Annotated in this window: 19 protein-coding genes; 16 read left to right on the top strand and 3 right to left on the bottom strand. The window is 71.3% G+C overall.

The genetic code is table 11. The annotated features are described in order from the left end of the window. The first annotated feature begins 46 nt into the window (after positions 1-46). The 5 genes from Pme01_RS29340 to Pme01_RS29355 all read left to right on the top strand — a co-directional run bounded on the left by Pme01_RS29340 (position 47) and on the right by Pme01_RS29355 (position 6405). Positions 47-3310: an efflux RND transporter permease subunit gene (locus tag Pme01_RS29340; RefSeq protein ID WP_168115177.1), complete on the top strand. Its 3264-nt coding sequence runs from the start codon at positions 47-49 to the stop codon at positions 3308-3310. Continuing rightward, the gene (locus tag Pme01_RS29345) at positions 3307-3603 is read left to right on the top strand and encodes a UBP-type zinc finger domain-containing protein (protein WP_168115178.1); all 297 of its coding nucleotides are present in this window, start codon (positions 3307-3309) and stop codon (positions 3601-3603) included. The genes Pme01_RS29340 and Pme01_RS29345 overlap by 4 nt, the downstream gene beginning before the upstream one ends. Before the next feature lie 25 nt (positions 3604-3628). Beyond that, positions 3629-4492, top strand: a complete 864-nt coding sequence (locus tag Pme01_RS29350; RefSeq protein ID WP_168115179.1) for an NAD(+)/NADH kinase — start codon at positions 3629-3631, stop codon at positions 4490-4492. Between the two features lie 31 nt (positions 4493-4523). Continuing rightward, positions 4524-4847 carry a GNAT family N-acetyltransferase gene (locus tag Pme01_RS31295; protein WP_168115180.1) on the top strand — a complete coding sequence of 108 codons (324 nt, stop codon included), beginning with the start codon at positions 4524-4526 and terminating at the stop codon, positions 4845-4847. A gap of 100 nt (positions 4848-4947) precedes the next feature. After that, complete coding sequence (locus Pme01_RS29355; protein WP_239088533.1) at positions 4948-6405, top strand: MFS transporter; 1458 nt, start codon at positions 4948-4950, stop codon at positions 6403-6405. 4 nt (positions 6406-6409) lie between these two features. Here the strand turns inward: Pme01_RS29355 and Pme01_RS29360 are convergent, their stop codons facing one another. Further along, entirely contained in the window at positions 6410-7402 is a 993-nt protein-coding gene (locus Pme01_RS29360) for a hypothetical protein (RefSeq protein WP_168115181.1), read from the bottom strand. Positions 7403-7583: 181 nt separating this feature from the next. Between Pme01_RS29360 and Pme01_RS29365 the strand changes: the two genes are divergently transcribed. Then, positions 7584-8549, top strand: a complete 966-nt coding sequence (locus tag Pme01_RS29365; protein WP_168115182.1) for a sulfite exporter TauE/SafE family protein — start codon at positions 7584-7586, stop codon at positions 8547-8549. Here the strand turns inward: Pme01_RS29365 and Pme01_RS29370 are convergent. Continuing rightward, positions 8525-10183, bottom strand: coding sequence for an APC family permease (locus Pme01_RS29370; RefSeq protein ID WP_168115183.1), 1659 nt, complete (start codon positions 10181-10183; stop codon positions 8525-8527). The genes Pme01_RS29365 and Pme01_RS29370 overlap by 25 nt on opposite strands. A 76-nt stretch (positions 10184-10259) precedes the next feature. On the opposite strand from Pme01_RS29370, the gene Pme01_RS29375 reads away from it, so the two are divergent. From Pme01_RS29375 to Pme01_RS29400, 6 genes are all read left to right on the top strand, one after another. Next, positions 10260-10709, top strand: coding sequence for a MarR family winged helix-turn-helix transcriptional regulator (locus Pme01_RS29375; protein WP_239088534.1), 450 nt, complete (start codon positions 10260-10262; stop codon positions 10707-10709). Then, the gene (locus tag Pme01_RS29380) at positions 10706-11503 is read left to right on the top strand and encodes an ABC transporter ATP-binding protein (RefSeq protein ID WP_168115185.1); all 798 of its coding nucleotides are present in this window, start codon (positions 10706-10708) and stop codon (positions 11501-11503) included. The genes Pme01_RS29375 and Pme01_RS29380 overlap by 4 nt, the downstream gene beginning before the upstream one ends. Then, positions 11463-12290, top strand: a complete 828-nt coding sequence (locus Pme01_RS29385; RefSeq protein ID WP_168115186.1) for an ABC transporter permease — start codon at positions 11463-11465, stop codon at positions 12288-12290. Before Pme01_RS29380 ends, Pme01_RS29385 begins: the two co-directional genes overlap by 41 nt. Before the next feature lie 126 nt (positions 12291-12416). Next, entirely contained in the window at positions 12417-12935 is a 519-nt protein-coding gene (locus Pme01_RS29390) for a CHRD domain-containing protein (RefSeq protein WP_168115187.1), read from the top strand. Positions 12936-12998: 63 nt separating this feature from the next. After that, on the top strand, positions 12999-13838 hold the full coding sequence (locus tag Pme01_RS29395; RefSeq protein ID WP_420850503.1) for an SCO6745 family protein: 840 nt from the start codon (positions 12999-13001) through the stop codon (positions 13836-13838). After that, entirely contained in the window at positions 13835-14881 is a 1047-nt protein-coding gene (locus tag Pme01_RS29400) for a nitronate monooxygenase (protein ID WP_203935962.1), read from the top strand. Before Pme01_RS29395 ends, Pme01_RS29400 begins: the two co-directional genes overlap by 4 nt. A 35-nt stretch (positions 14882-14916) precedes the next feature. Here the strand turns inward: Pme01_RS29400 and Pme01_RS29405 are convergent, their stop codons facing one another. Beyond that, positions 14917-15594: a glycoside hydrolase family 75 protein gene (locus tag Pme01_RS29405; RefSeq protein WP_168115188.1), complete on the bottom strand. Its 678-nt coding sequence runs from the start codon at positions 15592-15594 to the stop codon at positions 14917-14919. A 330-nt stretch (positions 15595-15924) separates the two neighbouring features. Between Pme01_RS29405 and Pme01_RS29410 the strand changes: the two genes are divergently transcribed. The 4 genes from Pme01_RS29410 (at position 15925) to Pme01_RS29425 (ending at position 20760) form a co-directional block, all read left to right on the top strand. Further along, positions 15925-16875 carry a cation diffusion facilitator family transporter gene (locus Pme01_RS29410; protein ID WP_168115189.1) on the top strand — a complete coding sequence of 317 codons (951 nt, stop codon included), beginning with the start codon at positions 15925-15927 and terminating at the stop codon, positions 16873-16875. Positions 16876-16977: 102 nt separating this feature from the next. After that, positions 16978-17910, top strand: a complete 933-nt coding sequence (locus Pme01_RS29415; protein ID WP_168115190.1) for an anti-sigma factor RsbA family regulatory protein — start codon at positions 16978-16980, stop codon at positions 17908-17910. 42 nt (positions 17911-17952) lie between these two features. Then, positions 17953-18684, top strand: a complete 732-nt coding sequence (locus Pme01_RS29420) for a M50 family metallopeptidase (RefSeq protein WP_168115191.1) — start codon at positions 17953-17955, stop codon at positions 18682-18684. 348 nt (positions 18685-19032) lie between these two features. Next, positions 19033-20760 carry a substrate-binding domain-containing protein gene (locus Pme01_RS29425; RefSeq protein ID WP_168115192.1) on the top strand — a complete coding sequence of 576 codons (1728 nt, stop codon included), beginning with the start codon at positions 19033-19035 and terminating at the stop codon, positions 20758-20760. Positions 20761-20811: the final 51 nt, after the last annotated feature.

Here is a 20811-nt window from a genome sequence, read left to right on the forward strand (position 1 = left end):
GCCGCCAGCGGATGCCGGCACGCCCGGAAGCCACCATTGTGGACGGGTGACGTTCCTGGCCAGACTCAGCCTCGCCAACCGCGGCGTCGTGGCGCTGATGGCGATCATCGTGGCCGCGTTCGGCCTCTTCACGGTCCCGCGGCTCAAGCAGCAGCTCTTCCCGTCCCTGCAGTTCCCCGCGGCGTCCGTCGCGGCGTCCTATCCGGGTGCCGCACCCGACGTGGTGGAGCAGCAGGTCACGGTGCCGATCGAGGAGCAGGTGCGCGGCGTGCCGGGCGTCTCGGGGGTCACCTCGACCTCGAAGGAGGGCTCGGCGACGGTGCAGGTCCAGTTCGAGTACGGCACCGACGTCGCCGCCGCGGTGCGCGGCATCCAGGACGCGGTCACCCAGGTCTCCGGGCAGCTCCCGTCGCCGGTCACCACGCGGGTGGTCGCCGGCAGCACCGACGACATCCCGGTGGTGCAGCTCGCGGTCGGATCGACCGGCGACCAGCAGCAGCTCGCCGACAGGATCAACAAATCGGTACTGCCGGTGCTCACCGGCATCGACGGCGTCAACCAGGCGAGCCTGCAGGGCACCCGCGACAAGGTCGTCACGATCAGGCCCGACCAGGCGAGACTGTCGGCCGCCGGGCTGACCGCGGCCTCGATCACCTCGGCGCTGACGGCCAGCGGCGCGCCGGTGCCCGCCGGCTCCCTGACCAGCGGGGACAAGACTTTGACCGTACAGGTCGGCAGTCGGCTCGCCTCGGTGGACGACATTCGCAACCTGTACCTGGCGCCGGCGCCGGCGACCGCGACCGCGACCGCGACCGGAGCCGGCGGCCAGGGGCGCACCGGCCCGACCACCCCGGGCGGCGCGCAGCCGAGCCCCGGCACGGAGCAGAGTCCGGGCGTCCAGCCGAGCCCGAGCGCCAGCCGGGCCGCCACGCCGGTACGCCTCGGTGACGTCGCCACCGTGACCGACGACTACGCCCCGGCCACGTCGTTGACGCGTACCAACGGCAAGCCGAGTCTCGGCGTCGCCGTCACGCAGCGCTCCGACGGCAACGCCGTGTCGATCTCGCACGCCGTACGCGACAGGCTGCCGGAGCTGACCCGCGCGCTCGGCGGCGACGCCCAGCTCACCGTCGTCTACGACCAGGCGCCGTACGTGGAGCGGTCGATCCGCGGGCTGACCACGGAGGGGCTGCTGGGGCTGGCGATGGCGGTCCTGGTCATCCTGATGTTCCTGTCGTCGGTGCGCTCGACGCTGGTGACGGCCGTGTCGATCCCGCTCTCCGTGGTGATCGCGCTGATCGGGCTGGCCGCCGGCGGGTACTCGTTGAACATCCTGACCCTCGGGGCGCTGACCATCGCGGTCGGCCGGGTCGTCGACGACTCGATCGTTGTCGGAGAGAACATCAAGCGCCACCTCGGGTACGGCGAGGACAAGACAGACGCGATTCTCACCGGCGTCCGCGAGGTCGCCGGCGCGGTCACGGCCTCCACCCTCACCACCGTCGCGGTGTTCCTTCCGATCGCCTTCGTCGGTGGCCTGGTCGGGCAGCTCTTCAGCTCGTTCGCCGTCACGGTCGTGATCGCGCTGCTCGCCTCGCTGCTGGTCGCGTTGACCGTGATCCCCGTCCTCGGGTACTGGTTCCTCAAGCCGTCGCCGCACTCGGGCGACGCCGAGGCGTTCCGCGCCGGGGTGGAGGCGCGCGAGCGCAACGGTGTCCTGCAACGGGCGTACCTTCCGGTGGTCGGCTGGGCCACCCGGCACCGCGGGTCCACCATGGCGGTGGCGCTGCTGATCCTCGCCGGCACGTTCGCGCTGGTGCCGTTGCTGAAGACGAACTTCCTGGACTCGTCCGGCCAGAACACGTTCAACCTGACCCAGACCATGCCGGTCAGTACCAGTCTGGACACGACCGACGCGGCGGCCGGGAAGGTCGAAGGGGTGCTGGCCGGGTTCCGCGAGATCCAGGCCTACCAGGTGAGCGTGGGTGGCCGGGCGGGGTTCAGCTTCGGCGCGGCGCCCAGCCCGAACACCGCCAGCTATTCGATCACCGTTAAGGACGGCACCGACCTCACGAGGCTGCAGAACACGGTCCGGGCCAGGATCGGTCGCCTCACCGGCGTGGGCGAGGTGTCGGTCAACGCCGGACGCGGCGGATACAACTCCAACGGCCTGCAGGTGACCGTGCGGGCCGCCGACCCGCAGGTGCTCTCCCGCGCCGCCGAGCAGGTACGCCGGGCGATGGCCGCCGTCCCCGGCGCCACCGACGTCACCAGCGACCTCACCGAGAGCACGCCGCGCATCCAGGTACGGGTCAGGTCCGACCGGGCGGCGCAGTACGGGCTGAACCAGGTGGTGATCGGCCAACTGGTGACCCAGGCCCTCCGGGGCAGCGCCGTTACCCAGGTGACGATCGACGGCACGACCCGCGACGTCGTGCTCCAGGGCGGCGCGGCGCCGGTGGACCTGGACGGGGTCAGGGCGCTGACGGTCGGATCGGCGGCCGGGCCGGTGCGGCTCGACGAGGTGGCCGAGGTTTCGCAGGTGCCCGGCCCGGTGCAGATCAGCCGGGTCGACGGCGCCCGCAGCGCGACCGTCAGCGGCACCGCGGCCGGCAGCGACACCGGAGTCGCCAGCCGCGACCTGCGCACCCGACTGTCCGCGCTGAAGCTCCCGGCCGGCGCGGCGTACGAGATCGGTGGCGTGACGGCCAGCCAGTCCAGCGCGTTCGGCGATCTCGGCCTCGCGCTGGTGGCCGCGATCGCGATCGTCTTCCTGATCATGGTCGCTACGTTCCGCAGCCTGGTCCAGCCGCTGCTGCTGCTGGTCTCGATCCCGTTCGCGGCGACCGGCGCGCTGGGCCTGCTCCTGGCCACCGACACGGCCCTGGGAGTACCCGCCCTGATCGGCGCGCTGATGCTGGTCGGCATCGTCGTCACCAACGCGATCGTGCTGATGGATCTGATCAACCAGTACCGGCGACAGGGGATGAGCGTCGCCGACGCCGTGGTCGAGGGCGGCCGGCGCCGCCTGCGGCCGATCCTCATGACCGCGTTCGCGACGATCTTCGCGCTGCTCCCGATGGCGCTCGGCCTCACCGGTGAGGGCGGGTTCATCTCCAAACCGCTGGCCGTCGTGGTGATCGGGGGACTGCTCAGTTCGACGCTGCTGACGCTGGTCCTGGTGCCGACGCTCTACACCGCCGTGGAGATCCGCAAGGAGCGACGGCCCGTCTCCTCCCGTGACGACGGAAACTTTTCCGCGCCGGAACACGGAGAACCTTCCGTGATCATGGGTAGGGAGAGTTCATGACCACGCCGGCCTGCATCCATCTCACCAAGGCACGCCCCGACGTCACGCCGGCCGCCGACGGTTGCCAGGAGTGCCTGGCGAGCGGCAGCGCATGGGTACACCTCCGTCTCTGCATGACCTGCGGGCATGTGGGGTGCTGCGACAGTTCGCCCAACCGGCACGCCCGGCTCCATTTCCACACCACCGGGGACCCGCTCGTGCAGTCCTTCGAACCGGGGGAGGACTGGTGGTGGTGCTACGCCGACGAGGTGGCGTTCGAGGTCGAAGGAGCCCCCTCGTACTCGCACCCCTGAACAGGCCGGGCCGTACAGTGACGTAATGGGCCTGGTACACACGGTCGGCCTGGTACTGCATCCACGCCGTGACTCGGCGGACGCGATCGAGACGATCCTGAACTGGGCGCGCGGGCGGGACGTGACCGTGCTCGGCCTGCGTGACGAGGTCGACCGTATCGCCTGCGACGCGGTCGCCGTCGACCCGGATGAACTGGTGGACCGCTCGCAGCTGCTGGTCAGCCTCGGTGGCGACGGGACGATGTTGCGCACGATGCGGCTGGCCGAGGGGCGCAAGACTCCGATCCTCGGGGTCAACGTCGGCCGGCTCGGCTTCCTCGCGGAGATCGACGTGCCCGACCTGCCTGGGGCGCTGACCGCCATCGACGAGAACAAGTACACGGTCGAGCCGCGCCTGGCGGTGTCGACCGTGCTCCCCGACGGCGAGAAGGTCATCGCGTTCAACGACATCGCGCTGGTCCGGATACCCGGCGACCGCATGGCGGCGGTCGGCATCACCGTGGAGGGGCACCGGTTCGTGCAGTACGCGGCGGATGCCGTCATCGTCTCCACCCCGACCGGCTCCACGGCGTACAGTTTCTCCGCCGGCGGCCCGATCGTTTCCCCCACTGTGGAGGGTCTGCTCGTCGGAGCGTCCTCGGCGCACTCGTCGTTCAATCGATCCCTGTTGCTCTCGCTCGACGAGCGGCTGGAACTCGACGTACTACCCACCAGCGGCCGGCTCGCCGTGGAGGTTGACGGCCCCGTGCGCGGGTACGTGAACGCCGGCGACAGTCTGTTGATCAAGCCGTTGCCGGGCGCCGCACGGGTGGTTCGGCTCGGCCAGACCACGTTCTACGAACGCGCGCGACGCAAGTTGCGGGTCAACGGAAGCGCCGAAGTCGAGTAAGCCCTTCGTGAAAGGCGGCAACGTGTCCGACATGAGAATCGTCCACAACCCCGAACTGTCGCGTTACGAGGTGCGTATCGACGGCCGGGTGGCCGGCTTCACGCAGTACCGGCGGGCACCCAGAACCGTCGACTTCACCCACACCGAGGTCTACCCGGAGTTCGAGGGGCAGGGCCTGGGCAGCAAGCTGGCGGCCGGCGCCCTCGACGCCGTACGCGCCGGAGGTGACCGGGCCGTCGCAAGCTGCCCCTTCATCTCGACCTACATCAAGCGCCACCCCGAGTACGCTGACCTCGTCACCGGGCCCGAACGCGCGACGGGCTCCGGCCCGGCCAGGGTGTCGTCAGCCAATTGACGAGGGTGTACATGAACCGAACAAGAATCAGCAACGTCGACGACGACCCGTCCGGTTCCCGGCGGGTCGTCGGCGTCTGTGGCGCCTCGCCGGTACGGCCGTGACGGCGGCGGTCCGGTACGCGAGTCGACGGGGACGGTGGGTTCTGCTCGCCACCGTGCTCGGCTCGGGGTTGGCCGCCATCGACGCGACCGTCGTCGGCATCGCGTTGCCGGCGGTCGGTCGCGAGTTCTCCGTCGGGCTGGACCGTCTCCAGTGGATCGTTACCGGGTACACCCTCACGCTCGCCGGTTTCCTGCTCGTCGGCGGCGCCCTGGGCGACCGGTACGGTCGCCGCCGGGTCTTCGTCGTGGGCGTGGTCTGGTTCGCCGTCGCCTCGCTGCTGTGCGGACTGGCCCCGAACGCCACCACTCTGATCGCCGCGCGGGCCCTCCAGGGCGTCGGCGCCGCCCTGCTCACGCCGAGCAGCCTGGCGATCATCGAGGCCACGTTCGCCCCGACCGACCGGTCCCGGGCCATCGGGGCCTGGTCCGGTCTGGGCGGCCTGGCCATCGCGATCGGGCCGTTCGTCGGCGGCTGGCTCATCGCCGCGGTGTCCTGGCGGTACATCTTCCTCATCAACCTGCCGCTGGCGGTGGCGGTCATCTGGGTCTGCCTGCGGCATGTACCCGAGACCCGCGACGCCGCGGCCGGCCGCATCGATCTCGTCGGCGGCCTGCTCGTCACGGCGTCCCTGCTCGGACTCTGCTATGGGCTCACCGAGGGCTCGGTGCTCGGCTGGGGCTCGGCCCCGGTGGTCGGTGCGCTGGTCGCGGGCGCCGTCGCGCTGGCGGCGTTCGTGGCGTGGGAGCGCCGGGTCAACCACCCGCTGCTGCCGCTGGGCCTGTTCGCCAACCGCCGGTTCACCGGTACGAACGCGGTCACGTTCATCGTGTACGGGGCCCTCGGCGCGGTGCTGTTCCTGCTGCCGATCCAGTTGCAGCAGGTCAGGGGGTACAGCGCGGTGGCGGCGGGCACCGCACTGCTGCCGGTCACCGTGATCATGTTGCTGCTGTCGGCGCGGTCGGGGGCGCTGGCCAGCCGGATCGGCCCCCGGCCGCAGATGGCCGTCGGCCCGCTGCTCGTCGCCGCGGGCATCGTCCTGCTCGGCCGGGCCGGTACCGAGGGCAGCTACCTCACCCGGGTCCTGCCCGCCGTCGTGGTGTTCGGGCTGGGCCTGGCCACCACCGTCGCGCCGCTGACCGCGACCGCGCTCGGCTCGGTACCGCCGGAGCGGTCCGGTATCGCGTCCGCGATCAACAACGACGTGGCCCGCGCCGGCGCGCTGATCGCGATCGCGGTCCTGCCGGCCGCCGCCGGGATCGGGGGGTTGACCTATCTGCACCCGGCGGAGTTCGCCGCCGGGTTCCGGGTCGCGTGTTACCTCGCCGCCGCCGGCTGCGTGGCCGGTGGCCTGCTCGCCGTCGCGACGGTCGGGCGGCGGGAGCCGCGCCGGCCCTCGTGTGAGGAGTACCAGTGCGGCTTGGACGCGCCGCCGCTGCGCTCGTCCGGGAGCTGAATTCTCAGGCGTTCGCAAGCTCCTGGGCCAGGACGCCGGTGTGCAGCGGCTCCCGGCGCGCCCGCTCGTCGGCGTACGTGGTCAGGGTGAGCGGGGCGGTCACGACGCCGAGCGCGGCGTTCACCACGATGCCGAAGAGAGTGGAGATGACGGTGGTGGCGACCAACGGGCCGGTGACCCCGGGCGACGCGGCTCCCACGGCGTTCAGGATCGCACCGAACACGACGGCGACAAGCGAGGCCGCGATGCCCAACCCGACGATGGTGGCGACGCGAGCCAAGGCCGCGCCGGCGTCGGCGTGGAAGAGCTTGAAGCAGCGCGCGATCACTCCGCCGCGTTCGAACAGCACCACCGCCGGCAGTACCAGGAACACCGCCGCGAAGTAGAACGCGGGAACGATGCACGCGAACACGCCGGCGATAAGTATCAGCCCGGCGAGCAGTCCCCACCCGATCAGCGGGAACACCCGTCGGAGCGCGCCGCGCAGGGCATCGCCGACGGCCGGCCGCCCGCCGGTCACCGCCACCACGAGCAGGCGCATGCCGGCGAGCTGGACCGCGACCGCGGCGAGAGCGGCGATTATCGCGCCGACGGCTCCGAGGATCATCCAGGGCAGCGCGCTGCCGAACGCCTGCGTCGCCTGCTCCGGGCTCAACTGTGAACCGCTGTCCAGGTGCCGGGACCCGAGCGCCTGTGCGACAGCGGTGGGGACCTCCACCACCAGTGCCACGGCCGCGGCGATCAGTTGCAGCATCAGCAGCGGCCGCCAGTATGCCCGGACGAGCCAGATGTTGCGCTGCCACCAGCCGGCGTAGTCCGGGCTGATCAGCGGGTCGGACGGGTCCGCGAACGAGATCGGCGGCGGGCCGTAGTGACCGGCCGGCGGCACCTGGTACCCCGAGGGCGCCTGATGACCGGGCGGGGGCTCGTACCCGGACGGCGGGACCGGCCCGGGCGGCGGCGCCGGGGATTCGGGCGGCGGGGGCGGCTCGGACATGGATCCTCCCGGATCGTGGAAGCGATTGATTCTCCCTGCGATCGACGCCCGTCACAATCCTCCGGACAGCCACTTTGACGATCATGGCTCGGTCACCTGCGAGTGTGATGTGGCCGGCAATTTCCCACTAATTTGGGGGGTTTGATGGACAAGTGCGGCAGGCATGGTCAAGACTCGACGGATGTCTCCCGTCCTCGCGCTCGCCGGCTTCGGTGTCGGCGTCATCGTCGGCCTCACCGGCATGGGTGGTGGCGCGCTGATGACCCCGGTCCTCGTGCTGTTCTTCGGCGTACCTCCGCTGGCCGCCGTCTCCAGCGACCTGGTGGCGAGCGCGGTGATGAAGCCGTTCGGCAGCTTCGTGCACATCCGCCGCGGCACCGTCAACTGGCGGCTGGTCGGGTGGCTGTGCGCGGGCAGCGTGCCGAGCGCCTTCGCGGGCGTGCTGCTGATGCGGGCCGTCGGCGGGGCCGGCGGCGTCCAGCACGCCGTGCAGCTGGCGCTGGGCGGCGCGCTGTTGCTGGCCGTCGGGGGGCTGATCGTGAAGGCCTACCGGGACGGGTCACGGCCCGCCGGCGGGCCCTCGAAGCCCGAGATCCGGGTACGACCGCTGCCCACCGCCCTGCTCGGTGCGGTGGGCGGGCTCGTCGTCGGGCTCACCTCGGTCGGATCCGGTTCGTTGATCATCGTCGTGCTGCTGGCGCTGTACCCGATGCTGCGCGCCAACGACCTGGTCGGCACGGACCTCGTCCAGGCCGTCCCCCTGGTCGCCGCGGCGGCACTGGGTCACGTGATCTTCGGCGACTTCCACCTCGACCTCTCGCTGGCGATCCTGGTCGGCTCGATCCCCGGGGTGCTGATCGGTGCCCGGCTCTCGTCCCGGGCGCCGGCGGGCGCCGTCCGGGCCGCGCTCGTACTGGTGCTGCTGGCGAGCGCGCTGAAGCTGTTCGGGGCGTCGAACCTGGTCGTCATCGGCGCCGTGGCGGCCGTGGCCCTCGCGGGCCTGGTCGTGCGGGTCGTGCGCCGTTCCGGTGCCGCCCGCTCCGGTGCGGACCGGCCGGTTCCCGGCCGCGAGGGTGCGGACCAGCCGGCTCCCGGCCGCCCCGTCACGCCGCCCCGGGACGCCTACGCCGGTTCGAACTCCCGCTGATCGGTCGCGCCGCCCGTCTCCGCCTCGACGGCGGCCTTCACCCGGCCGCCGGCCATGGCGACGTTCACCGCGAAGAAGAAGATCGCGAGGCTGAACGCGACGACGACGGCGAGGTCGACCCACTCGGGCAGGTACAGCCGGGCGCCGTGGCCGTAGCGGCCGACGAACCCGATGACGGTGAGCCCGGCGAGCCACGGCCCGATCCAGACGGCGGAGCGCCAGTCGGTGCGCGACCGGTCTACGCGGGGGGTGCGGGCGGCGGTCGCCTGGTAGATCACGAAGCCCAGGACAATCGCCACGACCAGCTTCCACGTCGCCTCGAAGCCACCCCAGTAGATCACCAGGTTGGCCGCGACGAAGCCGAGCGGCGCGGTCACGACGGCGCCCGGCAGCCGGTACGGGCGGTGGCGCTCCGGGTCGCGCCGGCGCAGCGCGGCGAGGGACACCGGGGCGAACGCGTACATGATCGCGGTGGCCGAGGTGACCAGCCCGACGAGCGACTGCCAGCTGGGGAAGGGCAGGAACGCCAGCTCACCGACGACGAACGCCAGCAGGATCGTGCGCAGTGGTACGCCGCGTGAGTTGAGCCGCCCCAGCGCCGCGGGGAGTGCGCGCTCGCGGCCCAGCGCGTAGGACACGCGGGACGAGGTCCCGACGTACACCAGGCCGGCGCCCGCGGGGGACAGGAACGCGTCGATGTAGAGCAGGTACGCGAGCCAGCCGGCACCCGCGCCGAGGGCGAGGGTGGCGTACGGGCCGAAGTCGCCGGCCTTCACCGGGTGGGCCCAGCCGGTCACCAGGTTGCGCGGGTCCAGGCTGCCGATGAAGGCGATCTCCAGCAGGATGTAGATCGCGGTGCCGACCAGCATCGCGAAGATGACCGCGCGGGATATGTCGCGCTGCGGGTTCCTGGCCTCCCCGCCCATCTGGATGGCCTGCTCGAAGCCCTGGAGGGCGAAGACGACCCCGGCGGGCAGCGCGGCGAAGACGCCGTGCGCGCCGTACGGGGCGAAGCCGCCGCCGGCGGTGAAGTTGCCGCCGTGGAAGGTCAGCGTGAGCAGCACGACCACGGTCACCACCGGGATGGCGGTCTTCCAGACCACCATCGCCGCGTTGCTCTCCGCCAGGAGCTTGACGCCGACGATGTTGATGACGGTGAACAGGAGCATCAGTACGGTCGCGCCGATCAGGCCGTTCGCCGAGAGCGTCCCGCGCTCGCTCAGCAGGTGCAGGTGGCTCTTCACCCATTCGATGTTGTTCAGGTACTGCAGGCTCGCCTCGACCTCGATGGGCGTGATCGTCACGGCCTGCAGCCAGGAGGCCCAGCCGGCGACGAACCCGGCGAGCCTGCCGAAGGCGAAGCGGGGGAAGCGCGCGGTACCGGCGGCGACGGGGTAGGTGGCACCGAGTTCGGCGTGCGCCAGGGCGAGGACCGCGAGCATGGCGCCCGCGAGGATCCACGACAGCAGCGACGCGGGGCCGGCCACCTGAGCCGCGCCCAGGGCGCCGAGCAGCCAGCCGGAGCCGATGATCGAGCCGAGGGACATGAACGTGAGGCCCCAGAATCCGACATCCCGCCGCAGATGTCCGGAGCTTGCCTGGTTGCCGGTTGCGACGGGGGTCGCGGTAGCCATGTTCACCTTTCGGCTCGGAAGTTACCTCTGAATGGGAGGTTTGCAATTACCTCGTACTGAGAGGTATCTTAGTCCGGTGACCGGGAACGGCAATTTGGCTGCTGAGCTGATGGACACCGTGGCCAGCCTCCGCCGGCTGGTGCGTCGCCGGATCCGGCCCACGATGCCTGAGCCCGCGCTGCGGGGAGCGCAGATCGAGCTGCTGAACATCGTCGACACGCAGCCCGGCGTCGGGGTCGCGGCAGCCGCGCGGGCGCTGCACCTGGCTGACAACTCCGTCAGCACGCTGGTCAACCAGCTCGTCAACGCGGGACTGCTGTGGCGGCGGGTGGATCCGGTCGACCGCCGGGCGGCCCGGCTGGAGTTGACCGACGCCGCGCGGGATCGGCTCCGCCACTGGCGCACCGGCCGCGACCGCGTGGTCGGCGATGCGCTGTCGCGCCTGCCCGGCGAGGACGTCCGGGCCATCGAGGCCGCGCTGCCGGCCCTGCGGCGCCTGCTGCGCGAGATCGAGGAGGGCACATGACCGCGGTCGCCTGTACCGGGCTCCGTCACGCCTTCGGTGACCAGGTCGCCGTCGACGACCTCGACCTGACCGTCCGGTCCGGGGAGATCTTCGGTCTGCTCGGCCCGAACGGCGCCGGCAAGACGACCGCGATCCGGCTGATCACCACGCTCCTGCCGGTACGGCCCGGGATGGTCACCGTGTTCGGCGCCGACCCGGCCAGGCGGCCCCTCGCTGTGCGGCGCGCCATCGGGTACGTGCCGCAGCTACTCTCGGCCGACGGCTCCCTCACCGGACGGGAGAACGTGAGCCTCTTCGCCCGGCTGTTCGACGTGCCCCGGCGCGAACGGGCCGACCGGGTCGACGGCGCGCTCACCGCGATGGGCCTGGCCGAGGCGGCCGACCGAATGGTCAAGACGTACTCGGGCGGCATGGTCCGGCGGTTGGAGCTGGCCCAGGCGCTGGTCAACCGGCCGCGCCTGCTGATCCTGGACGAGCCGACGATCGGGCTCGACCCGGTGGCCCGCGGCGCGCTGTGGGACAAGGTCACGGAGCTACGCGCCACGACCGGCGCGACGGTGCTGGTGACCACCCACTACATGGACGAGGCCGACCAGTACTGCGAACGGGTGGCCCTGATGCACCGGGGCCGGATCCGCGCGCTCGGCACACCCGGCGAGCTGAAGGCGGCGCTCGGTCCGGAGTCCACGTTGGAGGACGTGTTCCGCCACCACACCGGTGACACGTTCGCCGAGACCCAGGGAGGCTTCCGAGATGTCCGTGGCACCCGTCGAACAGCCCGTCGCCTCGGCTGAGGAACGTCCGGATACCCGGGGCGCGTGGCGGGTGCTGCCCGCCCGGGTGTACGCGTTGTGCCTGGTCGAGCTGCAGAAGCTGCGCCACGACCGCAGCGAGCTGGTGACCCGCGCGATCCAGCCGGCGCTGTGGCTGCTCGTCTTCGGCGAGACGTTCACCCGGATCCGGGCCATCCCCACCGGCGACGTGCCGTACCTGGATTACCTTGCCCCCGGCATCCTCGCCCAGTCGGCGCTGTTCATCTCCATCTTCTACGGCATCCAGATCATCTGGGAGCGCGACGCCGGCGTGCTCGCCAAGCTGCTGGTGACGCCGACCCCGCGGGCGGCGCTGGTGACCGGGAAGGCGTTCGCGTCGGCGGTACGGGCCCTGACCCAGGCCCTGGTCATCCTGGTCCTCGCGGCGGTACTCGGCGTGGGGCTGTCGGCCAACCCGCTGCACCTGCTCGGCGTGGTCGTCGTCCTGGTGCTCGGCTCGGCGTTCTTCTCCTGCCTGTCGATGACGATCGCCGGCCTCGTACTGTCACGCGAGCGGCTGATGGGTATCGGCCAGGCGATCATGATGCCGCTGTTCTTCGCGTCCAACGCGCTGTACCCGGTGGCCGTCATGCCGGACTGGCTGCGGGTGCTGAGCCGGTTCAACCCGCTGTCGTACGAGGTTGACGCGCTGCGCGGCCTGCTCGTCGGTACCCCGTCCCACCTCGGTCTCGATCTGGCCGTCCTGGCCGGGTGCGCGATCGCGGGCATCGCCGCCTCCTCGGCGCTGCTGGGCCGCCTGACCCGCTGACCGGCGGGCGGACCGGTCCCTTGCTCCACAGTGGAGACGGCGGGTGTTTGAACCCCTCCCGAAGTGGTGAGCGTGTCCCGGTCGTCCACGGCGCACGTGGCGCTGGCCCGCTGGGAGGTTGCTCGTATGTTTCGTACCGTACGTTCCCGTCTCGTCCTTTCCATCGCCGCCGCCACCGCGGCCGGTCTCGCCGTCCCGGGCGCCGCCCCGGCGCACGGCCCTCATCCACAGCAGTCGGCAGTCGGCGTGACGCGCCTCGTCGCCGCCCTCGAGGGTGGCAACGAAGTACCCGGTCCTGCCGGGTCTCCGGCAGTGGGGGACCCGGATGGCCGGGCCTTCGAGACATTGCGCATCGAAGGAAACCAGGTCAGGTTCACCATCAGGTGGACCGGGATCGGGGCCCCGACCGCTGCCCACCTCCACCTCGGCGCGGCCGGTACCAACGGTCCCCTGAAAGTGGTGTTGTTCAGCGGGCCGCTCCCCACCACGCTGACCGCCGTCTCGGGCAGCGTCACGGTGGATGACCAGACGCTGCTCGACTCGTTGGCGTCCGATCCCGGCGCGTTCTACACCAACCTGCACAGCGCCGAGTTTCCCGGCGGTGCGGCCCGTGGCCAACTGCGGAATGTGACCGCCATCTCGTGATCGTGGTGCTCCTGCGCGCTCCGGCGCGGAGGAGCGCCCGCCTCGCATGGCTAGGCTGCGGACATGAATTCCGCCCGCGCGATGTGGACGCTGTTCGAACCGATCCACGACGTCACCTACTTCACCCCGGAGGCATTGGCCGCGTTCCAGGCGGCGGGCCTGAAGGGCTTCTGGCGCGGCTACTTCGCCGGTCGCGCGGCGCCGCTCGGCCCGGTCGGCGCCGCGCCGGTGGTCGCCTCGTTCTTCAATTTCGCGCCCGGCATGGTGGCCCGCGCGCTGCCCGACGTCTGGCAGCGGGCGACGCCGGAGGACACGCTGCGGGCCCGGGTCGAGGGCGCGACCGAGGCCCTGGCCCGGTTGCTGGCCGACCAGCCGGAGGCCGCAATCGCCGAGGCGGCGGACCTGTTGCAGGCCGCTGCCGCCGACATCGAGCCCGGTGGTCGGGTGCTCGGCGCCGCCAACGCGGCGCTGCCCACGCCGCAGGAACCGCTCGCGCGGCTCTGGCAGGCCGCCACCACCCTGCGGGAGCACCGCGGCGACGGGCACATCGCCGCGGTGGTGGCCGCCGGCCTGACCGGGCGGGAGATGCTGGTCTGGCGGGCGGCGCACGACCTGTCCCGCGAGACCGCCCAGCCGGCCCGGGGCTGGACCGACGAGGAGTGGGACGCCACGACGCGGCGCCTGACCGAACTGGGCTGGCTCGACGCCGACGGCCGGCCGACCGAGACCGGGCGCGCCGGACATCGCGAGATCGAGGCGGCCACCGACCGGGCCGCGGCCGGCCCGTGGGGCGCGGTCGACGTCGACCGCCTGCGGGCGCTGCTCGAGCAGATGGCGGCGGCGTGCCGGGCGGTCATGCCGATGAACCCGATCGGACTGCCGGAGCAGGGCAAGGCGTCGTGAGCTCGGTCCTCGGCGGGCTGCGCCGCCCGGTCGTCGCCGCCCCGATGGGCGGTGGCCCGTCCACCCCGGCGCTCGCCGCGGCGGTGTCCAACGCCGGTGGACTGGGTTTCCTGGCCGGGGCGTACCTGTCGCCGCAGCGGCTCGCCGCCGACGTCGTAGAGGCCCGGCGGCTGACCGACCGGCCGTTCGGCGTGAACGTCTTCGTGCCGGTGGCGCCGCCGGCCGACCCGGCCGACGTCACCGCGTACGCGGAGCGGCTCGCCCCGATCGCCGAGCGCCGGGGCGTGGCGCTGGGCGAGCCGGTCGGCGGGGACGACCACTACGCGGAGAAGCTGCGTGTGCTGCTGGACGACCCGGTGCCCGTGGTGTCGTTCGCGTTCGGGGCGCCGGCGGCCGATACCGTCGAGTCGCTGCACGCGCGGGGCAGTGAGGTCTGGGTGACCGTCTCGCACCCGGACGCCGTCGCCGCGGCCGAGGAGATCGGCGCGGACGCGGTGGTCGTACAGGGGATGGAGGCGGGCGCCCACCGGGGCGGGCTGGCCGACACCGACGAGTACGCGCTGCTGCCGCTGCTGCGGCTGGTGGCGGCGCGGACCCGGTTGCCGATGGTCGCCGCCGGCGGCATCGCCGACGGGCCGGGGCTGGCTGCGGTGCTCGCCGCCGGTGCGTCGGCCGGCGCGCTCGGTACGGCGTTCCTGCGCTGCCCGGAGGCGGGTACGTCGGACGCGCACCGGGCGGCGGTGACGGGCACCGGGGACACCGCGCTGACCCGCGCGTTCACCGGTCGGCGGGCGCGCGGGGTGGTCAACGACTTTCTTCGCTCCTTCGACGAGGCGGCCCCGGCCGCGTACCCCCACGTGCACCAGCTCACCGGTCCGTTGCGCGCGGCGGCCCGTACCGCCGGGGATCCGTCGGTGATCAACCTGTGGGCAGGCCAGGCGCACGCGCTGTCGCGCGACGCGCCGGCTGCCGAGATCGTCGAGGAGATCGTGGGCGGGGCGACGACGACGATCGCAGCGCTGGCGCGCCGGCTGGGTGCGTAAGGAGGGCGCCCCTGCCGGGGCGCCCTCGGGATGGGTCAGTCGCCGTTGAGCCAGGCGTTCGCGGCGGCCGCGCCCTTGGCGGTGATGGCGCCGTTGTCCTCCACCGGGCTGGGCACGTTGCCCTTGAAGATGATGTAGGTGACGCCCGATTCGACGCCGCCGTACCTGGGGTCGGGGTTGATGCCGAGATCCCGGGCGGTGGCGTACGACGCCTCGCCGATGACGTTGCTCGGACCCACGTCGGCGAAGACCGCATAGACCACCGCGCCGCGGTAGATCACCGCAGCGACCGTGCCCGGCCGGATGCCGGCGCTGGAGTAGCTGAACCGCGAGCTCGACGCCGGTATCACGAAGAAGTGCGTCGCGTCCGACTGGAAGTACCCGCCCTTCGACGTCCGGTACGCGGTCTGCGGCTGGTACCAGGGATCTGTGCGGGAGTTGCAGTTACTGGTGGAGACGCCGTCACAGTCGATGTCCATGTCTGCCTTCCAGAAGTAGGCCGAACCGGACCCGCAGATGTCGACCGTGGCCGAAGTGGCGTTGCCGACGGTCCGGTACCTGCCCTGTGAAACCACCGAGCAGGAGCTGGCCTTGGCTAGTAACTGGTTGGCCGTGGGGCTTGCCTGGGCATGGACCGTGGCGTACGCGGGAGTGGCGATCATCGGCAGCGATACGAGGCCGAGCATGAGGAGAGCGATACGCAGTCGTCGCATGGGACCTCCAGATGCGCCTGATGATTCTTAGGACAACTTCCTATTGCAGGCTCCATTCATCCATGACTGCAAATAAGGTGACGTCAACCGCTTACTGCGGCGAAAGGTGAGAAGGGCTCAGCGGGACGTCGGTCCGGACTCATGTATGCCCCAACTAGGCCGGCTTACGCTGATTTCGCGCCGGATCGTCGTTGAACGTTCACTTCGGCTGAATCTCTCCGTACCGTCCGGCTTCTGGCCTCAGCCATCGACGGCAGGCACCCTCCTCGCCGAGGACGACGCCCAGAATCGCCAGGTGTGACGATCTTGTCGACCGGGAACACTGCGATCATGTCCGAGTCGGCCACGCGCGAGGCGAGCGTCCGTACGGTCCTCATCGCGGTGCTGGCCAACTTCGCGATCGCGGTGGCGAAGGGGCTGGCCGCGGCCATGACCGGGTCGGCGGCGCTGTGGGCCGAGACCGCACACTCCCTCGCCGACACCGGTAACGAGGTGCTCCTGTACGTGGGGCTGCGGCGGTCCGACCGCCCGCCGGACGAGCGCCACCCCTTCGGGTACGGGCAGGAGCGCTGGTTCTGGACCTTCCTCGCCGCCATGGGGATCTTCCTCGTCGGCGGCGTCTTCTCGATCACCGAGGGCGTCGAGGCGATGCTGCACCCGAGGCCGCTGGAGGACGTACCCATTGGGGTCGCCGTCCTGCTGGTCTCGTTGGTCCTCGAGGCGCTGTCGTGGCGCACCGCCCGGAAGCAGTTGCGCGAGGAGGCCCGTGCGCGCCGGCGCTCGATGGCCGAGCACCTGCGGCGCGCCTCCGACCCGACGGCCGCGACGGTACTGCTGGAGGACACGGCCGCGATCGTCGGGATCACCCTCGCGCTCCTCGCGATCGCGCTGCACAGCCTGACCGGCTGGGCCGGCTGGGACGCAGGCGCCGGGATCCTCATCGGCCTGCTGCTCGTCGGGGTCGCGTACCTGGTCGCACGCCGGTCCAAGGGCCTGCTCATCGACGAGTCCGCACCGCCGGACGTCCTGGACCGGCTCCGCGAGCGGATCCGGGAGGAGGACTGGGTACGCCGGATCGAGGCGCTGACAGCGGTCTACGTCGGCCCCGGCCGGCTGCTGGTCACGGCGCGGCTGCTACCGGTACCCGAGATGAACCGCCGGCCCGCGGAGATACTGGTCGAACGCGCGTACGCGCTGCGCACCGCCCTGTGCGCCTCCGATGTCATCGGTGACGTCGAGATCACACTTGTCCCGGAACCAGACGAGTCTTCGTCAACCTGACAGTGATGTAGTCGATGTCTTCGATGCCGGCGTATCGTCCTCGGCAAGGGGGGTCTCCAGGGTGTTGAGCCACGACGAGCGGATCCGTGACATGGATTTCGGATGAGCGCCACGACGAGGGTGTCGTTTCAGCACGAGGCGCTGGTCTACCGGACGTCCGACGAGCTACTGGCCGGCACCGTCCCGTTCGTACGGGGAGGCCTGAACGCCGACGAGCCGGTCCTCGTCGCCGTACCGCCGGCCAGCATGGAGCCGATCCGGTCGGCGCTCGGCGACTCGGCCGAGCAGGTGCGGTTCCTGGACATGACCGAGGCGGGGCGCAACCCGGGTCGGATCATCCCGGCCGTGCTGCACTCCTTCGTCAACCGGCACGCCCCGCGGCGGGTCCGCGTCATCGGCGAGCCCATCTGGGCCGGCCGGTCGGCCGCCGAGTACCCGGCCTGCGTCCAGCACGAGGCGCTGATCAACCTCGCGTTCGCCGACGCCGACGCGGTGATCCTGTGCCCGTACGACGCCCGCCGGCTCGCCGGATCGGCGCTCGCGGACGCGGAGCGCACCCACCCGATGATCGTGAACGGTGACGAGCGGCGGGCCAGCGACGCGTACGCGCACCCGCACACCGTCGTCGCCGCGTTCAACCGGCCGCTGCCCGACCCGGTGGTGGCACCGGCGACGTTCGTCTTCGACGCGGACGACCTCCCCGCGGTACGCCGCTTCGTCGCCGATCACGCCGGTCGCGCCGGCCTCGCCGGCGCTCGCATAGCCGACCTGGAGGTGGCCGTCAACGAGGTCGCCACGAACGCCGTGATCCACGGCGGCGGGCCGGGGACCCTGCGGGTCTGGCCGGAGCGCGGGTACGTGGTCTGTGAGGTGTCCGACCCGGGGCACCTGATCGACCCGCTGGCCGGCCGCATCCCGCCGGACCCGGACAGCGAGCACGGCCGCGGCCTGTTGCTGGTCAACTACCTCTGCGACCTGGTGCGGACCCACACCGATCGCGGGAGCACCACGTTCCGCCTCCACATGCACGTCTGACGGCGGCTGTCGTCCCGGCCGCTTCGCGTGGTTAGCTACGGCGTGCCTGTGTCGTCGCTTTCCGATCTGTGGGACCGGCTGCTCGGCTCGCAACCGGCGCCGCCCCGCCTCATCGTCCTCGGTACCGCCGTACTGGCGCTCGCCGTCGTCGGGCCGTACCGCACCTGGCGGATCTCCCGGCACGTCGTGACGATCGCGCACGAGGGTGGCCATGCGCTGACCGCGCTGCTCACCGGCCGCCGGCTGTCGGGCATCCGGCTGCACTCCGACACGTCCGGGCTGACCGTGTCGCGGGGCCGGCCGACCGGGCCAGGGATGATCGCCACCAGCCTGGCCGGCTACCTCACCCCGGCACTGACCGGGCTGCTCGGCGCCGTACTGCTGGCGCGCGGCCGGATCACCCTCATGCTGTGGGCGGGGTTGGTGGTACTGGCGGCGATGCTGATCATGATTCGCAACGTCTTCGGGGTCGTCTCGGTCGTCACGACGATCGCCGTCGTCTTCGCCGTCTCCTGGTTCGCCTCGGCGCAGACCCAGGCGGCCTTCGCGTACTTCGCGGTGTGGCTGCTGCTGTGCGGCGCCGTGCGGCCCATCGTCGAACTACAGCGGATGCGCCGGCGCGGCCAGGCGCCCTATTCGGACGCCGACCAGTTGGCGAGGCTGACGAGGCTGCCCGGCATCTTCTGGGTCGCGTTCTTCTGGATCGGCACGGTGGCGACGCTGTTCCTGGGCGGCTCGCTGCTGCTGGGCGAGATGACGCGGGGATGGATCTGACGATCCACTCTATCGAGTGAAAAAGATCACCGGTATTTGACGATTCGGCTGACCCCGCTCCGCGTGACGGGCGGCGAGGGCGTCAAGTATTTTGCATCGCGTGACAAACGTGGGCGCATCAGATCGATGGATGTCATTGTCTTCGTCGCTCACAGTTACCGTGTCGATACGGTAACTCAACGCTACTAGCCTATTGAGCCCTCTCTGTGCCTAGACTGGGCCGCCAACCCCCTCTTGTTTCTCGGCGGTAACTTTGACTGAACGTACATGGTGCGCACCACGCTCACTCAGGGACGCTGGGTAGCCGTGGGAGGTCGTCACAGAAACCCGAGCCGCATCGGCGCACCAATGCCGGCTGCCGGCGGTCGACGCACGTCCGGCGGGCTGCGAGCGGTAGCCGCAGCCGCGTCCGTGCTGGCCATCATCGCGGTGAGTTGGGGCGGGTACCGCCTCTTCGCGTCGCCGTCCTGCTCTAACACGGTGCGCCTCAATGTCGCGGCGGCACGCGAAATCGTCCCAGCCGTGCAGAGCGCGGCCACCCAGTGGCTTGAGACCAAGCCGCAGGTCAACGGCAACTGCGTGGCGGTCGATGTGGCCGCCGCCGAGCCCGCCGACGTCGCGGCGGCGATCGCCGGGCAGCACAAGTCCATGCTCGCCGGCGTGGGACAGGCCAGCGGCAAGACCAAGGTGCCGGATGTCTGGGTCCCGGACTCCACGGTGTGGCTGCAGCGCCTGCGCTCCAGCGGCCCGGACTGGGTGCCGGCCAACGCCCCGTCGATCGGCCGCAGCCCGCTCGTGCTCGCCATGCCCCAGCCGCTCGCCGGCACCCTCGGTTGGCCGAACAAGAAGCTGACGTGGCCCGAGCTGCTGCCGAAGCTGACCGCGGACACCAAGCTGCGTACCGGCATCGTCGACCCGAGTCGCGACGCCTCCGGCACGAACGGCCTGCTCGCCCTCGCGACGGCGGCCAGCGCGGCCGGCGGTACGAACGGCCAGGCCCAGACGGTCGCCGCGCTGCGGGCGTTGGCGACCGGCCGGTCGGCACTGCGTGAGGAACTGGTGGCTCGCTTCCCGCGCGCCACCGACGCGGCCTCGCTGACGAGCAGCCTCGGTGCGGCTCCGCTCTCCGAGCAGGCGGTCATCGCGTACAACAACAGCCAGCCGCCGGTGCCGCTGGCCGCGGTGTTCGTCGAGCCGTCGCCGCTGCCGCTGGACTACCCGTACACGGTCATGCCGGGAGTCTCCCCGGACCAGTCGTCCGCGGCCCGGGCCCTGCAGATCACGCTGACCGGCGACTCGTACCGCGACAAGCTCGCCCAGCAGGGCCTGCGCGCCGCGGACGGCAGCGCCGGCAACGGGTTCGCCGCGACCAAGGGTGCGCCGTTGACCCCGTCGCCGGCGGTCAACCCGCCCGACCCGTCGATCCTCGACCGGGTGCTGTCCACCTGGTCGGCGGTCACCCTGCCGGGCCGGATGCTGGCGGTCATCGACGTGTCCGGTTCGATGGTCGAATCGGTGCCCACCGCCGGCGGCGCAACGCGTGAGCAGGTCACGGTGGAGTCCGCCAAGCGTGGTGTCGCGCTCTTCGACGACAACTGGGCGCTCGGCGTCTGGACGTTCTCCACCCTCATGGACGGCCAGAACGACTACAAGGAGCTGGTGCCGATCGGTCTGCTGGCCAACCAGCGCCAGCAGACCCTCCAGGCGCTCAGCGGCATCCAGCCCAACCGGAACGGTTCCACCGGTCTCTACGACACGGTGCTCGCCGGGTACAAGAACGTCCAGCAAGGCTGGGACCCCAGCCGGGTCAACTCGCTGCTGATCATGACCGACGGCGAGAACGACGACCCCGGGGGCGGTCTGAACCTGGACCAGCTCATCGCGGAGCTACAGAAGACGATGGACCCGAACCAACCGATCCAGGTAATCATGATGGGTATCGGCACCAGCGTGGGCGAGTCCGCGCTGAAGCGGATCACCGACACGACGGGTGGCGGTTTCTTCCTCGTGCCTGACCCGTCGAAGATCGGTGAGGTCTTCCTGAAGGGCATCGCGCTGCGGTCCGGCGGGAAGTGACCAGCTACTGAGTTCGTGATACGGCGGTGGCCCGGAGCGACACGCTCCGGG

The organism is Planosporangium mesophilum (assembly GCF_016863255.1).
Lineage (GTDB): Bacteria > Actinomycetota > Actinomycetes > Mycobacteriales > Micromonosporaceae > Planosporangium > Planosporangium mesophilum.